This is a genomic window from Bacteroides sp. AM16-13 (assembly GCF_003602705.1).
Classification (GTDB): Bacteria; Bacteroidota; Bacteroidia; order Bacteroidales; family Bacteroidaceae; genus Bacteroides; species Bacteroides xylanisolvens.
The window spans coordinates 1,440-21,499 of the sequence record NZ_QTLK01000015.1 but is presented as its reverse complement, the minus strand read 5'-3'; the positions used below and the strand labels follow the sequence as shown (position 1 = coordinate 21,499).

The window sequence follows — 20,060 nt, the reverse complement described above, 5'->3', positions numbered from 1 at the left end:
TGCCTATTGTTTCTCTCCTATCGGTTCCACATATCCAACCGGCATATCCGCACAAGCACACCCCAGCATATTCAACCGGACAGCAATTTTACTTCTACCATCTACCATAACCAGTTCTCCTACAAGCCCTGTCAAGGGACCTTTAATGACACGCACTTTTTCACCACGTGCCAAAGGAGCACTATTCATACAGATTGCCTCTTCGGAATAGTCAAGCATAAAACGGAAACGAGCCATTTGTTCATCAGGAATGATAGTCGGACTGCTCTCACCACGCATTACCATATACCGACTAACTGTAGAAAAGGAAAGAACCTCTTTACGTTCTTTGGGATCAGCGTGTACAAAAACCATCATCGGAAGCAATACGGATTCAACCACTTTACGGCGGTCACTCCATTGATGTACTTCTTGCTGGACTGGTACAAAATTTTCAATCCCTATTTTATCTAAACGCTCGGCTACTTTCTTTTCATGATGCATACGGACCAGAGCGACATACCAGCGTTTAGAGTGTGCTACGCCTTCCCCTGTCCCAATACTAGGCCCAGCACTTAAAGTTTCTTTCGTTAGAATCATACTTTTTTACCCCTTATTTTTCCGTTACTTCTTAGGTAACGGATAAGGTACTCATTCACAGAAAAACAGATGAAAGCAGAAAAACATGGACAGGAACTGCCTACAAAGATGTTTTTCTAACCTACGTGAAGGGAAAACATCTTTGGAAACAGAGTACAGGAATTTCAGGCATGATCAAACAGAATCATCATGTCCTGATATATTTTTGTTGCATATTTCAACAATTCAGAAAAAAAAGAAGATTTTACTTGTTTACTATTTGTATTTTTGCATATCTTTGCACCGAATAATTATCCGTTACCTAAGAAGTAACGGAAACATTTCGCCCTTGATTTCTAACACTTTATCGTTAACTATCAACCTAAACGATAGTTTCTAATGTAAGATAAATTCCCTTTATTTACCTCTGTACGTTCTTTGAGTTCAAAACCTTTTAAATAGATTTGTGTCGTTTTTATAGATTTATGCCCCAATGATTCACTGATCATTTCAATTGGCACTCCACGATACTTCGCTGTCGTTGCCCAAGAATGGCGCAGTGTATAAGAAGAAACCGGAGATTTTAACCGTAAAACTCTCGCCAAATCCTTCAAACTATTATTAAAATTCCGAAGAGCAGACTGATATTCACGGTATGCTCTTTCATCTTTGCGTTTCTTGTTATTACAAAGTATATCAAATAGATAGTCCGGACAATCGGGAATGGGTTCCTGATTACTCCAGAGTTGATTTATCATTCCCCTGGCGGTATCCAATACTTCGACGCTCATGGGAGTTTTCGTCTTGATTCGATTATAGCGCAACACGCTCTGATCTAAAGCTGATTTTTCCAAATGTGCCAAATCAGCAAATGACATTCCACAAAACTGAAACATCAGGGCGGCAATAATTTGTGTACGACGTAAACGTTCCGATTTGGGATCTTCATACAAAAGCTTATGTAATTCACCGGCAGACAAAGCTTTCTTTTGCCGGACATCCACACCTGTATAGACATCATGAAACAATCGAGGAACATAAGGGGCACTCCCCGCTTCCACTCCCCGATTGTAAATACTACGAAGCATACGCATATACGTAGAAATCGTATTGGGCTTCAAACCACACTCATAAAGATACTGACCATAACGTCGTAAACGTTCCTTGGTAACTTGCTTGAACGACACATTCAATGTACCACAATACCTCCCGAAAGAATAAAGGGCGTTCTTATAAACGTGCGCCGTAGAATAACGCCCTTCCTTTCGTAAACGATTGATGTAGTTCTCACCACATCGACTAAATCCATTTTTATTCATCATTTGCATCACTAGTTATTTTATATATATACTATTTGGCAAGCGACAAAAGAACAAATCTTTTTGCAGGTTCAATTTCACTTTCCAGATATTATTTTCAAATTAACATTCATTAATATTGCAAAAATTAACTAATTATGAGAAGCGAAAAATCTAAAAAAGGAAGTAAAAACAACAAAGCAAAAAGAAATGTTCAAACAGTGGAAAAAGCCCCCAGAAGACAGTCAAAGGAAGAAATCATCAGTGAAGAAGAACTGGAAAACAGAATAGCAATCAGTGGAGATATCCGCCTTTATCTCACCATGCATTTGAGAATCTTTATTGATGGATATTTCCACCATCCTAAGAAAAAAAAGCTGATAAATCTGGCCCAATATATCTATGACCAAAAAGTATTATACATTCACAAGCATGGCGGCTATAAGTTAATGGAACTTAGCAGTATACATGCAGAATTGGCGGCATTGAAAAAGTCTGTCGAAGAAGAATATATGAAAGAGAAAAAGGAAAAAAGAGAACAGGCTGAAAAGCTTAAAAGCAAGTACTAAGAAAAAATAATGGGACAAGTGAAATATAAGACCTACCTTCGCCGCCGTTTTCAACCGGTCGGAAAACAACAAGAATTTCTCTCAAAAAATAGTGACGGTATGCTGTTGTCATAGCGTCACTATAATGAAAGGATAGTAACGCTATGACAACAGCATACCGTCACTATCCGACAGGGGATATTTATGTTTAAATAAAAACTTAATTTTTCAATCAAAAAACAGAAGAAAATGAGACAAAAGATCAAGAAAGGCAAGTTGGAAGCTTGCAAATTAGTATGGAAAAAACGTATTACTGCCGAAAAGGGGATTTCGGATAAATGTGCAGAGAGAATTGTACAGGAGTGCATTAAACTAATAGAACACATGTTGTATGGAAATGCAATGATAGCTTTTCATAAGCAGGATGGTACGTTCTGCCTGGAAAGAGGAACACTGGTAGGATATGAAAAATTCTTTCATAGAGAATTTAATATCACAGCACAACAAGAGTCTATTATCTATTGGAGTGAAGAACAAAAAGGATGGAGAAGATTCATGATCGGAAACCTGATGGAATGGAAAGCTATTGTATAGTTTTTAATAAAAAATACTGAATAATGAATATGATTAATAAAGGGATACCTTACTTCCCGACACCAGCAAACTTTTTTGACGAAGAGGTTATGGAGTTATTAGAAGCAAAATTCGGAGTGTTAGCTTCTTACATGGTCATGAGATTGCTTTGCAAAATCTATAAAGAGGGATATTACATCTCTTGGGGGAAAGAACAAAATCTTATTTTCGTCCGCAAAGTAGGTGGCGGGATCAAAGAGGACATGATGGAAAAGATTGTCGATCTGTTATTGGAAAAAGGATTTTTCCATAAAGAAACCTACGAGAAACACGGTATACTCACTTCGGAACAGATTCAAAGAGTGTGGTTCGAAGCTACGACACGAAGAAAAATAGATTTCTCACAACTACCTTATTTATTAGAGACCAAACAGAGAAAAAGGATACACAAGGATGAGTTGAACAAGGAAAATGCTAACATTTTTCCAACTCAAGAGGAGGTGAGTTCAGAAAATGCAGACATTTCTCGACAAACTAAACTAAAGGAAACTAAACTAAATACTGAAGAAGAAGAAATAAGCGATGCTTCGTTTGAAATTCCGGGGTATGCATACAATCAGGCCACACACAACATGAACGGACTGATAGAAAGCCTGGAACGCCACAAAGTGACTAATTTGAAAGAGAGGCAGACGATTCTCCGGTTATCAGACTATGGTAGGAAAGGCACCCAAGTATGGAAACTACTCTCCAATACGGCCTGGAGCAAAATCGGAGCACCGGGGAAATATATCATTGCAGCACTAGCCAGCGGACGGAAATAAACCGACTGATTAAAAGCTGATAAAAAAGGTACGAAAAATCTGTGCTTTTCACAAATTCTTCGTACCTTTACGCTCCGGTAAAACAAGTTCTATCCACATAAAAGATAACAAAATGGAAAACAGAAGTTTAGTAACCATTGCCGAACATTCTAAAGAAAAAATCCTCTACATGCTCGAAATGGCGAAGCAGTTTGAAATGAACCCCAATCGCCGGTTATTACAAGGAAAGGTAGTAGCAACCCTGTTCTTCGAACCTTCCACCCGTACCCGCTTGAGTTTTGAAACAGCTGCCAACCGTCTCGGTGCACGAGTAATCGGATTCTCTGACCCCAAGGCCACCAGCTCTTCCAAAGGGGAAACACTTAAAGACACGATCATGATGGTGAGTAACTATGCAGATATTATCGTCATGCGACACTATCTCGAAGGAGCTGCACGATATGCCAGCGAAGTAGCCCCGGTGCCCATTGTCAATGCAGGTGACGGAGCTAACCAGCACCCGTCGCAGACGATGCTCGATCTTTACTCTATCTACAAGACGCAAGGAACGCTGGAAAATCTGAATATTTTCCTAGTGGGTGACTTGAAATACGGCCGCACCGTACATTCTTTGCTGATGGCGATGCGACACTTTAATCCGACTTTCCATTTTATCGCTCCTGAAGAATTGAAAATGCCGGAAGAATACAAACTTTACTGCAAAACGCACCAAATAAAATACGTTGAACATACAGACTTTTCCGAAGAGATTATCGCCGACGCCGATATTCTGTATATGACCCGTGTGCAACGCGAACGTTTCACCGACCTGATGGAATATGAACGGGTGAAGAATGTATATATTCTCCGTAACAAAATGTTGGAAAACACACGTCCGAACCTGCGTATCCTGCACCCGCTTCCCCGTGTCAACGAAATTGCTTACGATGTGGATGACAACCCGAAAGCATATTATTTCCAACAGGCACAAAACGGTCTGTATGCCCGCGAAGCAATCCTTTGCGATGTATTAGGTATCACATTAGAGGACGTTAAAAACGATATTTTATTATGAGCGAAAATAAACAAGCATTGCAAGTAGCTGCCCTGAAAAACGGAACAGTGATTGACCATATCCCATCTGAAAAGCTCTTCACCGTAGTGCAACTGCTCGGTGTGGAACAAATGACAAGCAATATCACGATCGGATTCAACCTCGACAGTAAAAAACTAGGCAAAAAAGGGATCATCAAAATTGCAGATAAATTCTTTTGTGACGAAGAGATCAACCGTATTTCGGTAGTAGCACCGCACGTCAAACTGAACATTATCCGCGATTACGAGGTAGTAGAAAAGAAAGAGGTAAAAATGCCGGATGAGCTTCGTGGCATCGTGAAATGTGCCAATCCGAAATGTATTACCAACAATGAACCGATGAGCACCATCTTTCATGTGATAGATAAGGATAATTGCATCGTGAAATGCCATTATTGCGAAAAAGAACAGAAACGAGAAGAAATAACAATCCTCTAACTTCAGCTCACCACAGATTACACGGATTCACACAGATTTTTATTTTATGGAATAATAATATCTATATCTGTGTGAATCTGTGTAATCTGTGGTAAAAAATGACAACTATGAAACAGGACTGGAAACCAGGAACGATGATTTATCCGCTGCCGGCTGTACTAGTCAGTTGCGGAAAAGAGGAAAGCGAATATAATATGTTCACAGTAGCATGGACGGGTACGATTTGCACGAACCCGCCCATGTGTTACATATCCGTACGTCCGGAACGCCATTCATACGATATTATCAAAAAAAATATGGAGTTTGTCATCAACCTGACAACCAAAGATATGGCTTTTGCCACCGACTGGTGCGGAGTTCGTTCGGGACGTGATTATCATAAATTCGAAGAGATGAAACTGACACCCGGACAGTGTACGGTAGTCAGTGCCCCGCTGATTGAAGAATCACCTCTTTGCATTGAATGTCGTGTAAAAGAAATCATCTCTCTTGGTTCACATGATATGTTTATTGCCGACGTGGTAAATGTGCGTGCCGATGAACGGAACCTGAACCCCGAAACCGGAAAGCTGGAACTGGCGGAAGCTAATCCGCTGGTATATGTGCACGGAGGATATTACAATTTGGGAGAGAAAATCGGTAAGTTCGGTTGGAGTGTAGAAAAGAAAAAATCATAAAAGGAACGATACTGTCATGGATATGCTGCGTAAATTCATTTTTTTAGGTTTATTAGTTGCAGCCGGCAGCCCGGTTGTCGGACAGAATTATAACGCAGACAGAGTAGACCGTCCCAACACAAAAAAAATAAATATCGGTATCAAAGCGGGCTTCAACTCTTCCATGTTCATGGTGTCTGAACTGAAAATTAAAGATGTAACTATCGATGAGGTGCAGAATAACTATAAGATTGGTTATTTCGGTGCTCTCTTCATGCGCATCAATATGAAAAAGCATTTCATTCAGCCTGAAGTGTCGTATAATGTAAGCAAATGTGAGATTACGTTCGACAAACTCGGTTCCCAGCATCCTGCCATCGAGCCTGATTACGCATCGGTGCAATCGGTGTTGCACAGTGTCGATTTTCCCGTTCTATATGGATATAACGTAGTGAAAAAAGGACCTTACGGAATGTCTATCTTCGCAGGTCCCAAGCTTCGCTACCTATGGGGAAAGCACAATGAAATCACTTTTAAGAATTTCGACCAAAAGGGTATTCACGAAAAATTGTATCCGTTCAATGTCAGCGCAGTGATTGGCGTAGGTGTCAACATCTCACGTATCTTCTTCGATTTCCGCTACGAACAAGGTATAGGAAACATCTCCAAGTCTATCATTTATGACAATATCAACTCCGACGGCAGTACGGGTGTGAGCAACATTATTTTCCGTCGCCGTGACAGCGCGTTAAGTTTTTCATTGGGATTCATTCTTTAAGAATAAAATATCATTAAATCCCGCTTTTTACTAACATTTTTCTTGCTGTTCCTTCATTCTTTATTTATTTTCATTAACTTTGTGCGCTTAAAATAGGTATCTCGAATTAGAAATTTAATCTTACTTATAAAAGAATGAAAAGAGACGACATCATTTTCGACATCATCGAAAAAGAGCATCAACGCCAGTTGAAAGGAATCGAGCTGATTGCATCAGAAAACTTTGTGAGTGACCAGGTAATGCAGGCAATGGGTTCTTGCCTGACTAACAAGTACGCAGAAGGTTATCCCGGCAAACGTTACTACGGAGGTTGCGAAGTAGTAGACCAAAGCGAACAAATCGCTATCGACCGCCTGAAAGAAATTTTCGGCGCTGAATGGGCAAACGTACAGCCACACTCGGGAGCACAAGCTAATGCGGCTGTTTTCCTTGCTGTTCTGAATCCGGGCGACAAATTCATGGGATTAAATCTGGCACACGGCGGACACCTGTCTCACGGTTCATTAGTGAACACTTCCGGTATCATCTATACTCCTTGCGAATATAACCTGAACCAGGAAACAGGACGCGTTGATTACGACCAGATGGAAGAAGTCGCTCTTCGTGAGAAACCAAAAATGATTATCGGTGGTGGTTCTGCATACTCTCGTGAATGGGATTACAAACGTATGCGTGAAATCGCTGACAAAGTAGGCGCTATCCTGATGATCGACATGGCTCATCCTGCCGGTCTGATCGCTGCCGGAGTGCTCGAAAATCCGGTTAAATATGCACATATCGTCACTTCTACTACACATAAAACACTTCGCGGACCTCGTGGTGGTGTCATCATGATGGGTAAGGATTTCCCCAATCCATGGGGTAAGAAAACTCCGAAAGGTGAGATCAAGATGATGTCTCAATTACTGGATTCTGCCGTTTTCCCGGGTATCCAAGGCGGACCGTTGGAACATGTAATTGCTGCTAAAGCAGTTGCTTTCGGTGAAATCCTGCAACCTGAATTTAAGGAATATGCTAAACAAGTACAGAAAAATGCTGCCGTACTTGCACAGGCTTTGATCGACCGTGGCTTTACCATCGTTTCCGGTGGTACAGACAATCACTCTATGTTGGTCGACCTGCGTAGCAAATATCCTGATCTGACAGGTAAAGTGGCAGAAAAAGCATTGGTTTCTGCTGATATTACCGTTAACAAGAACATGGTTCCGTTCGACAGCCGTTCGGCTTTCCAGACTTCCGGTATCCGTTTAGGTACTCCTGCTATCACAACTCGTGGTGCAAAAGAAGACTTGATGCTCGAAATTGCAGAAATGATCGAAACTGTATTGTCTAACGTAGAAAATGAGGAAGTTATTGCACAAGTACGTGCACGCGTCAATGAGACAATGAAAAAATATCCTCTTTTCGCTTACTAAAACACAATTTTAAAGCTAGTAATTGTAAACTGTTATTAGCTTAATTCCCATTTAAGGTCTGCTCTTTACGAAAGGAGCAGGCCTTTTTTTATTTATTAACGGTCCCGTTCGAACTATCTTTCCGGAATTTCGTTTTTGTTACTATAAAAGAAATATATGATGTCATATATCACCCACAACAAGTACGAATTCAACCGTACAGTGTGCAAGAAGAGAAAAGAGAAGCACACTGGACTCTATATACAGTCATCCCCGTCTTTCCACATTTATTTTATAGGGAAAGACGGGGATTTATTTTTATCGGCATAGCGCCAGAACAAGTGTTCTTTAAGTGTATATCAGCTCAATCCTTCTATTTCTCCATCCACAATATCAATATGCAATGCTTGCGGTTCTTTAGGCAATCCCGGCATACGAAGAATTTCTCCGGCAATGGCTACAATCATTTCAGCTCCGTTATTGATTACAATATCTTTAATATGGAACTCGAAGTTGTTCACCGCGCCATAAATCTTAGGATCGGCAGAGAATGAATACTGTGTTTTAGCAATACAAACCGGATAATGAGTGATGCCCATTTTCTCGATCAGTTTGATACGGTTGCGTGCAATACTGCTGTAAGTAATAACGCTGGCTCCGTAAATATTAGTAGCCACCTTTTCAATCTTCTGCTGTATATTATCTTCTTCCTTATATGTATAACGCAAAGGTTCGGACGGATTATTTTCGATTGTATCTACCACCAGGCGGGCCATGTCTACTGCCCCCTCTCCTCCTTCACTGAACGCATTGTTGATGGCAAAACCGACTCCCAACTGTTCGCAATGCTCACGCAGCAATTCCATTTCTTCATCGGTATCGGACGCAAACTTATTGAAAGCTACGATAACCGTCTGACCGAATGAACGAAGATTACGGACATGTTTGTCCAGATTACGCAATCCTTCTTTCAGTCCTTCCATATTCGGTTCTTTGATACGGTCGAGACTGACACCTCCGTGCATCTTCAATCCTTGTGCCGTAGCGACAATCACCGTGAGACGCGGTTGGAGTCCACTCTTGCGGCACTTGATATTGTAGAACTTCTCCGCACCAAGATCGGCACCGAATCCGGCTTCTGTAATTACATAATCGCCGAAAGACATTGCCAATTTAGTGGCCAGAATAGAGTTACAACCATGCGCAATATTAGCGAACGGACCGCCGTGTACAAAAGCAGCGGTTCCTTCGGTAGTCTGCACCAGATTAGGATGGATGGCATCTTTCAGCAACACAGTGATAGCTCCTGCCACTCCCAGATCTTTTACGGTAAAAGGCTGGTCATCATAAGTGAAGCCCAACAGGATGTTTTCAATACGGCGACGCAAATCACTCACATCTTTGGAAAGACAAAGAATCGCCATAATTTCCGAAGCAGGAGTAATATCGAAACCGGACTCCTGGGTAATCCCGTTGGATTTAGGTCCAAGACCGACAACGATGCTGCGCAACGAACGGTCGTTCACATCAAGCACTCTCCGCCAAAGGATTTCTTTCAATCCGAAACCTTTTGCCTGGTTCTGATAGAGATAATTGTCGAGCAATGCCGAAATCATGTTATGGGCAGAGGTGATGGCGTGAAAATCCCCCGTAAAATGAAGGTTAATCTTATCCATCGGAAGCACTTGTGCATATCCTCCACCGGCCGCTCCTCCTTTCATTCCGAAACAAGGACCGAGAGACGGTTCGCGAAGAGCGACAATCGCATTCTTTCCAATTTTATTCAGTCCCAAAGCAAGACCGATAGATACGGTAGTTTTGCCAATGCCCGCTTTGGTTGCCGTGATAGCAGTGACCAGGATGAGATTGCTTTTCTTCACTTTCTCTTCATCAATCAGTTGTTCAGGGATCTTTGCGATGTAGCGGCCATAATTCTCCACTTCCTCGCGAGGAATTCCGACACCTTCGGCAACTTGCTTAATCTTCTTCAGCTCAATGCTGCGAGCAATTTCTATGTCTGATTTCATACAGAATATGATTAGTTTTATTTTTGAAAGAACAAAAGTATAACAAAAAAGCGAAATAGAGAAATTTAAAGTTCATCGGATATTTATATATCTATTTATCATAAACACTATAAACTCTTTTCACGCAATAACTGTTGTAAATGACATAACCTAAAACAACAACTTAATTATGGAATGGATTATTAATCAACTAAGGGTACACCCTGAACTTGCTATTTTCCTGACACTCTTTGCCGGATTCTGGCTGGGCAGACTCAAAATAGGGAAATTCTCATTAGGGACAGTCACCAGTGTTCTGCTGGTCGGAGTGTTGGTCGGGCAACTGAATATCACTGTGGATGGCCCGATGAAAGCTGTGTTCTTTCTGCTTTTCCTGTTTGCCGTCGGCTATAAGGTAGGTCCGCAGTTTTTCCGCGGATTGAAAAAGGATGGGCTGCCACAGGTGGGATTCGCTGTACTGATGTGTATTGTCAGCCTGGCAGCACCGTGGATACTCGCCAAAATCATGGGATACCATGTAGGGGAAGCTGCCGGACTTTTGGCAGGCTCACAGACCATATCCGCCGTGATCGGCGTGGCAAGCGATACAATCAACCAATTGGGAATCAGCGATGCGCAAAAAGCAACATTCATCAATGCGATTCCGGTAGCTTACGCTGTAACTTATATCTTCGGTACAGCCGGTTCTGCATGGATTCTAGCTTCTCTCGGCCCCAAAATGCTGGGCGGACTGGATAAGGTGAAAGCCGACTGCAAAGAACTGGAGGCTCAAATGGGAACATCGGAAGCTGATGAACCCGGATTTTCCCCGGCTCTTCGTCCGGTGGTATTCCGTGCCTATAAAATCACCAATGAATGGTTCGGCAAAGGAAAGAAAGTCAGTGAACTCGAAACATATTTATGCAAGAATGATAAACGGCTGTTTGTAGAGCGGATTCGTCAAAGAGGAGTAGTGAAAGATGTTGATCCGAACCTGATTCTTCGCAAAAATGACGAAGTGGTGCTAAGCGGACGCCGTGAGTTTGTTATCGGAGAAGAAGACTGGATCGGTCCGGAAGTGATCGACGCACAATTATTGGATTTTCCGGCGGAAACTCTTCCCGTAATGGTGACTCACCGGACGTTTGCCGGGGAAACGGTAGCCAAAATCCGGGCACAGAAATTTATGCACGGAGTCAGTATCCGTAACATCAAGCGTGCCGGAATCAATGTTCCGGTATTATCCAAAACAGTTGTGGATTCGGGAGATATTCTCGAGCTCACCGGTCTTAAACATGAAGTGGAAGGCGCTGCCAAACAAATGGGTTACATTGACCGTCCGACCAATCAGACGGATATGATTTTCGTCGGCCTGGGCATTTTGCTCGGTGGTCTCTTCGGCGCACTGGCTATCCATCTGGGAGGTGTTCCTATCAGTCTTTCTACCAGTGGCGGTGCATTGATTGCCGGACTTCTGTTCGGTTGGTTACGCAGCAAGCATCCTACTTTCGGAGGTATCCCCGAACCCTCTTTATGGGTATTGAATAATGTAGGGCTGAATATGTTTATCGCAGTGGTCGGCATTGCTGCAGGTCCCAGTTTTATAGCCGGATTCAAGGAAGTCGGAATCAGTCTGTTTATTGTCGGTGCACTGGCAACAGCCATCCCTCTTCTCGCAGGATTGCTGATGGCGAGATACCTGTTCAAATTCCACCCTGCCCTTTCATTGGGATGCACGGCAGGAGCACGTACCACAACAGCTGCACTGGGAGCTATTCAGGATGCAGTGGAAAGTGATACACCTGCATTAGGGTATACAGTGACGTATGCAGTCGGCAATACGCTACTGATTATCTGGGGAGTCGTCATCGTGTTACTTATGTAAAACTATATAAATAAATATCATTATGGAAAAGAAAACAAATAACCCTGCCATTACGAAAAGTTATGCCAAGAAAATGGAAACGATCAGCCCGTTCGAGCTGAAAAACAAACTGATCGATATGGCAGACGAAAGCATTAAGAAAATAGCACATACCATGCTGAATGCGGGAAGAGGTAATCCGAACTGGATTGCTACCGAACCACGCGAAGCATTTTTTCTGTTGGGACAATTCGGACTTTGCGAATGTCGCCATGCGTTTTCACTGGAAGAAGGAATAGCAGGTATTCCGCAAAAGGCTGGAATAGCCGCCCGTTTCGAGGCTTTCCTGAAAGAGAATGAAAAAGCTCCGGGTGCTAATCTGCTGAAAGAGGGCTACAATTATATGTTGATGGAGCATGCTGCCGATCCGGATACGCTGATTCACGAATGGGCGGAATCGGTCATCGGCGACCAGTATCCTGTGCCCGACCGTATTTTACATTTTACAGAGTTAATCGTGCAGGATTACTTGGCACAAGAGATGTGTGACCGCCGTCCGCCGAAAGGGACTTTTGACCTTTTCGCCACCGAAGGAGGTACGGCAGCCATGTGTTATCTGTTCGATTCTTTGCAAGAGAATTTCCTGTTGAATCAGGGAGATGCCATTGCCTTGATGATTCCCGTGTTCACTCCTTATATAGAAATCCCGGAATTGCGACGCTATCAGTTTGACGTTACCGAAATTTCTGCCGACCAGATGACTCCTGACGGATTGCACACCTGGCAGTATAAGGATGAAGATATAGACAAGTTGAAAGACCCGCGGATCAAAGCGTTATTTATCACCAATCCGAGTAATCCGCCCAGTTACGCACTTAGCAGGGAGACTACCGAACGTATCATCAACATTGTGAAGAATGACAATCCGAACCTGATGATTATTACGGATGATGTGTATGGAACGTTTATCCCTCATTTCCGTTCATTGATGGCAGAATTGCCACACAATACGCTTTGCGTTTATTCGTTCTCCAAATATTTCGGAGCTACGGGATGGAGAACCGCAGTGATTGCTTTACACGAAGACAACATCTACGACAAAATGATTGCCCGCCTGTCGGAGGAGCAGAAATCAATATTGAACAAACGTTATTCCAGTCTTAGCCTGCAACCGGAAAAGATGAAATTTATCGACCGCATGGTGGCTGACAGCCGGCAGATTGCGCTGAATCATACCGCAGGGCTTTCTCTACCTCAACAAATGCAGATGAGTTTGTTTGCCATCTTCTCGCTTCTGGATAAAGAAGATAGTTATAAAGCCAAGATGCAGGAAATTATTCATCGACGCCTGCATGCGTTGTGGGATAACACAGGGTTCACATTGGTAGAGGATCCGCTGCGTGCCGGATATTATTCGGAGATTGATATGCTGGTATGGGCGAAGAAATTCTACGGAGATGACTTCGTTGCTTATCTGCAAAAGACATACAATCCGCTGGATGTGGTTTTCCGTCTGGCAAACGAAACTTCACTCGTGCTGTTGAATGGCGGTGGCTTTGCCGGACCGAAATGGAGTGTGCGTGTGTCACTGGCTAATTTGAATGAGGCCGATTATGTGAAAATCGGACAAAGTATCAAACGTGTGTTGGAAGAATATGCCCAAACATGGAAAGCATCAAAAGAATGAACTAAGTAGTTCATTTTATAAATGGGAATTTAATTCAGACAGAAGAACATAAGAACAAAAAATAAAATAGCAGTTAAATAAGCAACAGAAATAATTTTCAAAGCGCAGCATTTATGTTCTTTTGTTCTTATGTCTGAAATATTTCTCGCTCTTATGTCTAAAAATAAATTAGCATTTATTTAAAGCGGGAGGTATCGACCTCTTCCCTCTTCTTCTCTTTGTATCCTCCGAATTTATAGTTAAACGAAACGCCGAACGTGCGGGTGGTCCGCATATAGTGGTTCTTCACATTCTGCAATCCGTAACGGACTTGTGTTGAAATGGTAGAGGTATTGAATATATCGTCACACTTCAACGTCAGTTGCGCTTTTCCTTTCGCAAAGGTGTAACGAAGCGCCGCATCCAGGTTTCCCGAACGGGGAAGATCAAAAATTCCTTGTATGGCTTTATTTTGATAGAATCCGGTCAAGGTGAGTTTTAAATCGGGTTTGGTGGAAAGGGTAAAGGTATTGTTCATCGTCAACACGAATGTATAGAGTTTGCGGTCAAACGGGATGTCCCAGAAATCACTGTCTTTCTGGCGATAGCGAAAGCCGATGGCTGTTATACGGGAGTCCAGCCATTTTTTCACCTTGAAAGGAACTGTCATCATTAATCCGGCCTGCGATGAAAAATCAAAATTGAAGAATTTGTAAATCTCCACCAAGCGTTCCGGTGATTGGTAAAGGGTTTGCATTTCGTTGTTTTTTGTATAACTATAAAAGACGGAAAAGACGTATTTGCTTTTCAGGATATAATTGAAGGTCGCTTCATAGTTCGTTGCAGGTTTGAGATAAGGATTGCCTTGAATTTCAGAATAAGCTCCCATGTAAGAAATAGCGTTTTGTACGCTCCAGTATTCAGGATATTCCTTGTCACTACTCAATGAGAGTTGCAGGACATGTCCGGCAGTGGGCATATAAGTCAGATTGGCTACCGGATAGAGGCTCCATTCATTCCAGATATCTGTATGATATTGCTCTGCTGCCAAGGAAACATCGGCCGAGAGTTTATCGCCAAAGTTCTTGCTAAGTCCTGCATAGACATTCAGAGTTTGTTCGCGACGGCGGGAGTCCATGTTATTATCCGGCAACAGGTGGTCTGTTTCAGGATCGTAATATTTTTGGTAACTATGGTCCAAAGCGGTTGTGTAAGCTATACCATAATTCAATCCCCATCCTTTGCCTAAGTTATGTTCTTGCCCGGCATAAAAACGCCATTGGTTGATTTGTTGTTTATCCCGGCTTAAGAAATTCATCGTTTCCGTTCCCAACGTACTATATAATAACTGGCTGCCGGGAGAATGGTAGTAAGTAAATGCTGCACCTGCTTTCAGTCCGAAAGGGGTTTGATAGTCCAGCTTCACATTATGGAGCTGGCTGTCTCCCTGCGAATCGGTAACGGAGTTCTGTGCCCCGGTAGCTACGGCATAATGTTTGGAATCGGTAAAGGCGGTTGTATAGACCAGGCTTAACAGATGATCTTCGGCGAGGGAGTAATCCATTCCGAGACGTACCTGATGACTGTTGGTACGGGAAGTCATGATATCATCCATATCCATCTGATGTACCGAACCGTCGGCCAACGTGTGAAGCGCTTCTTTCTCCGTGATTCTTCGGTCGCGATCATACGAGTAAGAGTAAAGAAGATCTGCAGAGAATTTACGTCCGGAGTACAGAAGGCTTCCACGTTCTGCCAAAGATTCGTAATGATGTTGATTGAAAGCTGTATAGAGTTCTCCCTGAAGAGAAGATGCTTGTCCTGTGCCGGGTGCCAGTATCAGGTTAATCATTGGTCCGCGCACCTGATAACGTGCCGGAGCAGAATACATCACTTCTGCCTTTTCAATTCGGCTGACAGGAATCGATTTTAATAAAGCATCCAATTGTTCGGCAGACAGAGTGGTCACTTTTCCGTTGATGACAACGGTAACACTTTGTCCTCCTAATGTCAGGCTACCGTTCATATTGACTATGCCCGGAAGATTTTTTAAAATATCATAGGCATTATCCACAGGCAGGTTGCCTACCAATCTCGGCACATCATACACGAGTTTACCTTGCTCCGCTTTCACTATCGGGCGTTCACCCATAATCATCACTTCGGGCAATTCTTGGAACAGGCTATCCATATAGCCTACATTTTTCACACTATCGGCAGGTTCCTGTAACGGTTGTTCTACTTGCGCGGTGGCGTGTATACACCCACATAGAAGAGATATCAATAATAAATTAATCCGTTTCATATCGTATTTATTTTTGTATACGGCAAAATACGGTAGAAAAAACGGAAAATTGCGTTATCGCTGACTTATCTAGTGTTATTTAGTCTTATCAAAGAGAAGGATAAGAATAGTTTCCTATTATCTTTGTCAGTATGAAATTACCGCTAAAACATATCGTCATTCTGGTTATCTGCTCGCTAATCGGAATCTTCGTCTACCAGGCTTATTGGTTGACAGGGCTTTACCGGACGATGAAATCGGAAATGGAGAGCAATATCAGGGATGCAATGCGCACAAGTGACTTCAATGAAGTCGTGCTCCGGATAAATGATTTGCAAAAAGATAATGTGGAACATGGTTCGGTAACGGTATCCGCTGGATATGACGCAGACGGTCATTCATTAGTGACTCAACAAACGATTTCTTATACGGATAGCACCCGTCAGGATACGATACACTCCCGGACGGAAACAAGCGTGGATACGGTAAAAACCGTTGGTAATGATCCGGAAGCTGTTGCAAGTAGTGAAAGCGGACTGGATGTGTTATTAAAAAAACAAGATTCGCTAAAGGAGCTGTTAATCAGTATCCAACAGGGGATTCATTCGGGGGTGGACACCTATATAGATGTAAACCTGCAACGATATGACAGTTTGCTCACCCACGTGATGAAGGAGCATAACCTTTCTATTCCTCATCACACTCTTCTGATTTATACCGGAACCCGTGCCGATTCTTCCATTATATATAGAGATACATTAGGCATGGCAGGAGATAGCAGTTATATCCCCAGTCCTAAAGCAATCCGCTTTGACTATGAATTTAACCGGCATCGCAGCCAACGCTACCAACTGATATTCGAGCCGATCGACTCATTGGTGTTGAAACAGATGACCGGTATTCTGGTCACTTCCTTTGTGATTCTCCTGATTCTCGGATTTTCTTTCTGGTTCCTTATCCGAACGCTCTTGAAACAGAAAACGCTGGACGAAATGAAAAGCGATTTTACCAATAATATCACGCATGAGTTAAAGACTCCCATTGCTGTGGCCTATGCGGCTAATGATGCATTACTGAATTTTAATCAGGCGGAAGAGAAAAGTAAACGCGACCAGTATCTGCGCATCAGTCAGGAGCAGTTGCAAAGACTTAGCGGATTGGTGGAACAGATTTTATCCATGGGAATGGAACGTCGCAAAACGTTCCGTCTACATCCGGAAGAAATCAACTTGAAAGAGCTGATTACCCCGCTTGTAGAGCAGCACCAGCTAAAGGCGGACAAACCTGTACATATCTCATTGGATATGAAACCGGAAACGCTTGTTATTGTAGCCGACCGTACGCATTTCAGCAACATCATCAGTAACCTGATAGATAATGCGGTGAAGTACTCGAAGGAGGAAGCCGAACTGTCTATTTACTGCCGGCAGACTGGGGAAACAGTGACGATCAGCATTACTGACCGGGGAATCGGGATTCCGCTTGATAAGCAAAAGCATATATTTGATAAATTCTACCGGGTCCCGACGGGAAACCTTCATAATATAAAAGGGTACGGACTAGGGCTTTTTTATGTCAAGAGTATGGTCGAGAAACATGGAGGGACTATCACCGTCAAAAGTGAACCGGACAAAGGAAGTACTTTTACCATTACTTTATAAACCTGTAAAATCATGAGTAAAAACAAAATCACAGTATTACTGGTAGAAGACGAACAGACGCTCGCCATGATTATCAAAGATACACTTGAAGAAAATGATTTTATCATTCATACGGCAAGTGACGGCGAAGAGGGATTAAATCTCTTCTTCGAACTTCATCCGGATGTACTTGTGGCTGATGTGATGATGCCGAAAATGGATGGCTTTGAAATGGTACGCCGAATCCGCCAAACGGATAAACAAACTCCTGTCTTATTCCTGACTGCCCGCTCGGCCATCAATGATGTGGTAGAGGGGTTTGAACTCGGAGCAAATGATTATCTGAAAAAACCGTTCGGTATACAGGAACTGATTATCCGTATCAAAGCATTGGTGGGAAAAGCTTATCTCTTTACAGAGAATAAGGTAGGAAACCGTTTTGAGATAGGGAGTTATCTGTTTGATCCTGTGGCACAGACTTTATTGCACGCAGGAGTGAAACAGGAACTCTCCCATCGTGAAGCGGAAATCCTGAAACGACTTTGCCAGAACCGGAACCAGATAGTCAACACGCAAGATGTCTTGCTTGAGCTTTGGGGTGATGACAGTTTTTTCAACTCCCGAAGCCTGCATGTGTTCATTACCAAATTACGGCATAAACTCTCGCAAGATGAACAGATACGTATTGTGAACGTGCGTGGAATCGGCTATAAACTGATTGTCAACTGAACCCTTAAAACCGCAAAGTGCCATGAATAAAAGACATCTTCTCACAGGATTTATGTTTTTACTTTGTACCTATACCGCATTTGCGCAACAGGTGGAAGTGAAAAAGGATAGCATCGGCCGCGCGGTTCATCTGCCACCGGAGCAAAAACAGCTATTAAATATGGATAAGGATGGTTTTGTCTTACCCGATATGAATGTAGCGCCAAACGACAGGAAAGCAACCATTCAAGCGGATAGCATGACGCTTCATATATCTCCTCCCGAATTTATTGATGTTCCCTGGCCGGCTCCCAGATTGGGAACTTCTTTCGATCCTTTCAGTCGTGACTATAATCGTTCGGATATATTCGGGATTAATGCAAACAGCTATTTAAGTACGTATAGTTTATATAACACTTATCCTACCATGGGAACGCATATTCAGGCGGGTGCCATTTATACGTATACTCCCAATGACCGATGGGAGTTTTCGGGTGGGGTGTTCGGTGCCAAATATACAATGCCTTCTTTCCAGCATGGTGCCAGAAACGATTTTGGTTTTACCGGTTCGGCTGCTTATCGCATCAATGACTTTCTGCGCATCCGGGCTTTCGGCGAATATTCTGTGAATGGTGAGCGGAATGCGTCACAGGGCTATCTCACACCTATATATCCGCAAAGTGGTTATGGCATGGTTCTTGAGATTAAGTTCAATGATTATATCGAACTTCATGGTGGCATGGAACGTTCGTACAACCCGATGAAAAGGAAATGGGAAACGAGCCCTGTCCTTTATCCGGTTATTAAACTGAAAAGATAGTTTTTTTCTAAGAAAACATAACGGAAGCGAATAGTCAGGCTGAAAATCTCTATCTTTGTGGTAAATCAACCTTTACGAAGATGAAAAAACTGATTCTATTTCTTTCGCTGATATTATCGGTCGGTTTTGCATCCGCACAGTCGGAAATTCCTTCCGATAGTATTCGTCGTGCTCCATCCACCAATATTAAAGAGTTTGGTGGCTTTCTGCTGGATATGGGGTTAATGAATGTAGCAACTCCCGAACTTCCCAAGTTTAATTTAGAGATGCCTAATATGACGAAAGATTATAATCAGCTCTTTCGTTTAAATACAGACGTTACTTATTCGCAAGGATTCACTGACTCTTTTTCTTCGTCTTCTTTCTCTGGTTTTTCTGGCTTTGGCTACGGATATGGTTGGGGATTGTCCTCTTCTCCACAGTTTATGCAGATGGGGTCTTTCAAACTGAAAAACGGAATGAGAATCAATACCTACGGAGATTATGATAAGGATGGCTGGCGGGTGCCTAACCGCAGCGCTATGCCTTGGGAAAGAAATAATTTCCGGGGAGCATTCGAACTGAAATCGGCAAATGGTAATTTCGGAATACGAATCGAAGTACAACAAGGACGAAATGCGCCTTATTAAATAGGGATATTCAGTAAATGTTCCTCTTTCTAAAAAATCAAGAGAAAAGCTTTGCTTTACGTGAGCTTTTCTCTTGATTTTTTCGTTCAACTCTCCCAGTCTTCTATCTTTTTTGTAGAATATTGTTTACATATTCTTATTTTTTCCTTCCCACCCATGCATTATGTACATGTCTTTTTTAGGGGAAGTTAAAACCTCTCCTGTTTTTCCTGTTATTTTAGTTAGATTATGCTGCCTTTCTTTTTTTCTTTTCGACCTTTTCTATCATACATACCGCATTGGCTGTATGTATCCCAAAGAAA

At 42.6% G+C, this 20,060-nt stretch carries 18 protein-coding genes; 14 read left to right on the top strand and 4 right to left on the bottom strand.

All coding sequences use genetic code 11. The features are described 5' to 3' along the window. Positions 1–3 precede the first annotated feature (3 nt). Positions 4–579, bottom strand: a complete 576-nt coding sequence (locus tag DW173_RS13490) for a UpxY family transcription antiterminator (RefSeq protein ID WP_117683847.1) — start codon at positions 577–579, stop codon at positions 4–6. 356 nt (positions 580–935) lie between these two features. Further along, the gene (locus DW173_RS13485) at positions 936–1,886 is read right to left on the bottom strand and encodes a tyrosine-type DNA invertase cluster 3b (protein WP_049702701.1); all 951 of its coding nucleotides are present in this window, start codon (positions 1,884–1,886) and stop codon (positions 936–938) included. Between the two features lie 128 nt (positions 1,887–2,014). On the opposite strand from DW173_RS13485, the gene DW173_RS13480 reads away from it, so the two are divergent. From DW173_RS13480 to glyA, 8 genes are all read left to right on the top strand, one after another. Continuing rightward, on the top strand, positions 2,015–2,425 hold the full coding sequence (locus DW173_RS13480) for a DUF4119 family protein (protein WP_049702700.1): 411 nt from the start codon (positions 2,015–2,017) through the stop codon (positions 2,423–2,425). 228 nt (positions 2,426–2,653) lie between these two features. Beyond that, positions 2,654–2,998, top strand: coding sequence for an SH3 beta-barrel fold-containing protein (locus tag DW173_RS13475; protein WP_009039539.1), 345 nt, complete (start codon positions 2,654–2,656; stop codon positions 2,996–2,998). Positions 2,999–3,021: 23 nt separating this feature from the next. Then, complete coding sequence (locus DW173_RS13470) at positions 3,022–3,801, top strand: DUF4373 domain-containing protein (RefSeq protein WP_008022568.1); 780 nt, start codon at positions 3,022–3,024, stop codon at positions 3,799–3,801. Positions 3,802–3,913: 112 nt separating this feature from the next. Continuing rightward, the gene (gene pyrB / locus DW173_RS13465) at positions 3,914–4,855 is read left to right on the top strand and encodes an aspartate carbamoyltransferase (RefSeq protein ID WP_009039538.1); all 942 of its coding nucleotides are present in this window, start codon (positions 3,914–3,916) and stop codon (positions 4,853–4,855) included. Then, complete coding sequence (gene pyrI / locus DW173_RS13460; protein ID WP_004303448.1) at positions 4,852–5,313, top strand: aspartate carbamoyltransferase regulatory subunit; 462 nt, start codon at positions 4,852–4,854, stop codon at positions 5,311–5,313. The genes pyrB and pyrI overlap by 4 nt, the downstream gene beginning before the upstream one ends. Positions 5,314–5,420: 107 nt before the next feature. Next, positions 5,421–5,990 carry a flavin reductase family protein gene (locus DW173_RS13455; RefSeq protein ID WP_004303449.1) on the top strand — a complete coding sequence of 190 codons (570 nt, stop codon included), beginning with the start codon at positions 5,421–5,423 and terminating at the stop codon, positions 5,988–5,990. A gap of 16 nt (positions 5,991–6,006) precedes the next feature. Then, positions 6,007–6,747 (top strand): porin family protein, encoded by a 741-nt coding sequence (locus tag DW173_RS13450; protein WP_008019436.1) that lies wholly within the window; start codon positions 6,007–6,009, stop codon positions 6,745–6,747. A gap of 134 nt (positions 6,748–6,881) precedes the next feature. Continuing rightward, on the top strand, positions 6,882–8,162 hold the full coding sequence (gene glyA / locus DW173_RS13440) for a serine hydroxymethyltransferase (RefSeq protein ID WP_004303451.1): 1,281 nt from the start codon (positions 6,882–6,884) through the stop codon (positions 8,160–8,162). A gap of 338 nt (positions 8,163–8,500) precedes the next feature. On the opposite strand, the gene DW173_RS13435 is transcribed toward glyA, so the two are convergent. Next, entirely contained in the window at positions 8,501–10,168 is a 1,668-nt protein-coding gene (locus tag DW173_RS13435; protein WP_008640016.1) for a formate--tetrahydrofolate ligase, read from the bottom strand. A 169-nt stretch (positions 10,169–10,337) separates the two neighbouring features. Here DW173_RS13435 and aspT point away from each other — a divergent pair, with 169 nt between their 5' ends. Continuing rightward, entirely contained in the window at positions 10,338–12,032 is a 1,695-nt protein-coding gene (gene aspT, locus DW173_RS13430; protein ID WP_087318112.1) for an aspartate-alanine antiporter, read from the top strand. A 22-nt stretch (positions 12,033–12,054) separates the two neighbouring features. After that, entirely contained in the window at positions 12,055–13,698 is a 1,644-nt protein-coding gene (aspD, locus tag DW173_RS13425) for an aspartate 4-decarboxylase (RefSeq protein WP_120144561.1), read from the top strand. Positions 13,699–13,873: 175 nt separating this feature from the next. On the opposite strand, the gene DW173_RS13420 is transcribed toward aspD, so the two are convergent. Beyond that, complete coding sequence (locus DW173_RS13420) at positions 13,874–15,982, bottom strand: outer membrane beta-barrel family protein (RefSeq protein ID WP_049702696.1); 2,109 nt, start codon at positions 15,980–15,982, stop codon at positions 13,874–13,876. 131 nt (positions 15,983–16,113) lie between these two features. On the opposite strand from DW173_RS13420, the gene DW173_RS13415 reads away from it, so the two are divergent. From DW173_RS13415 to DW173_RS13400, 4 genes are all read left to right on the top strand, one after another. Beyond that, a complete protein-coding gene (locus DW173_RS13415) occupies positions 16,114–17,622 on the top strand; it encodes an ATP-binding protein (protein WP_182429345.1) in 1,509 nt (502 codons plus the stop codon). Positions 17,623–17,634: 12 nt separating this feature from the next. Next, a complete protein-coding gene (locus DW173_RS13410) occupies positions 17,635–18,330 on the top strand; it encodes a response regulator transcription factor (RefSeq protein WP_049702694.1) in 696 nt (231 codons plus the stop codon). Between the two features lie 22 nt (positions 18,331–18,352). Continuing rightward, positions 18,353–19,129, top strand: coding sequence for a hypothetical protein (locus DW173_RS13405; protein WP_049702693.1), 777 nt, complete (start codon positions 18,353–18,355; stop codon positions 19,127–19,129). 80 nt (positions 19,130–19,209) lie between these two features. Then, entirely contained in the window at positions 19,210–19,758 is a 549-nt protein-coding gene (locus DW173_RS13400; RefSeq protein WP_008022582.1) for a hypothetical protein, read from the top strand. Positions 19,759–20,060: the final 302 nt, after the last annotated feature.

What these genes read in the sequence shown, in the direction of transcription:
- DW173_RS13490 (WP_117683847.1), bottom strand. Translation starts at nt 579, where the DNA reads ATGATTCTAACGAAAGAAACTTTAAGTGCTGGGCCTAGTATTGGGACA.
- DW173_RS13485 (WP_049702701.1), bottom strand. Translation starts at nt 1,886, where the DNA reads ATGCAAATGATGAATAAAAATGGATTTAGTCGATGTGGTGAGAACTAC.
- DW173_RS13480 (WP_049702700.1), top strand. Translation starts at nt 2,015, where the DNA reads ATGAGAAGCGAAAAATCTAAAAAAGGAAGTAAAAACAACAAAGCAAAA.
- DW173_RS13475 (WP_009039539.1), top strand. Translation starts at nt 2,654, where the DNA reads ATGAGACAAAAGATCAAGAAAGGCAAGTTGGAAGCTTGCAAATTAGTA.
- DW173_RS13470 (WP_008022568.1), top strand. Translation starts at nt 3,022, where the DNA reads ATGAATATGATTAATAAAGGGATACCTTACTTCCCGACACCAGCAAAC.
- pyrB (WP_009039538.1), top strand. Translation starts at nt 3,914, where the DNA reads ATGGAAAACAGAAGTTTAGTAACCATTGCCGAACATTCTAAAGAAAAA.
- pyrI (WP_004303448.1), top strand. Translation starts at nt 4,852, where the DNA reads ATGAGCGAAAATAAACAAGCATTGCAAGTAGCTGCCCTGAAAAACGGA.
- DW173_RS13455 (WP_004303449.1), top strand. Translation starts at nt 5,421, where the DNA reads ATGAAACAGGACTGGAAACCAGGAACGATGATTTATCCGCTGCCGGCT.
- DW173_RS13450 (WP_008019436.1), top strand. Translation starts at nt 6,007, where the DNA reads ATGGATATGCTGCGTAAATTCATTTTTTTAGGTTTATTAGTTGCAGCC.
- glyA (WP_004303451.1), top strand. Translation starts at nt 6,882, where the DNA reads ATGAAAAGAGACGACATCATTTTCGACATCATCGAAAAAGAGCATCAA.
- DW173_RS13435 (WP_008640016.1), bottom strand. Translation starts at nt 10,168, where the DNA reads ATGAAATCAGACATAGAAATTGCTCGCAGCATTGAGCTGAAGAAGATT.
- aspT (WP_087318112.1), top strand. Translation starts at nt 10,338, where the DNA reads ATGGAATGGATTATTAATCAACTAAGGGTACACCCTGAACTTGCTATT.
- aspD (WP_120144561.1), top strand. Translation starts at nt 12,055, where the DNA reads ATGGAAAAGAAAACAAATAACCCTGCCATTACGAAAAGTTATGCCAAG.
- DW173_RS13420 (WP_049702696.1), bottom strand. Translation starts at nt 15,982, where the DNA reads ATGAAACGGATTAATTTATTATTGATATCTCTTCTATGTGGGTGTATA.
- DW173_RS13415 (WP_182429345.1), top strand. Translation starts at nt 16,114, where the DNA reads ATGAAATTACCGCTAAAACATATCGTCATTCTGGTTATCTGCTCGCTA.
- DW173_RS13410 (WP_049702694.1), top strand. Translation starts at nt 17,635, where the DNA reads ATGAGTAAAAACAAAATCACAGTATTACTGGTAGAAGACGAACAGACG.
- DW173_RS13405 (WP_049702693.1), top strand. Translation starts at nt 18,353, where the DNA reads ATGAATAAAAGACATCTTCTCACAGGATTTATGTTTTTACTTTGTACC.
- DW173_RS13400 (WP_008022582.1), top strand. Translation starts at nt 19,210, where the DNA reads ATGAAAAAACTGATTCTATTTCTTTCGCTGATATTATCGGTCGGTTTT.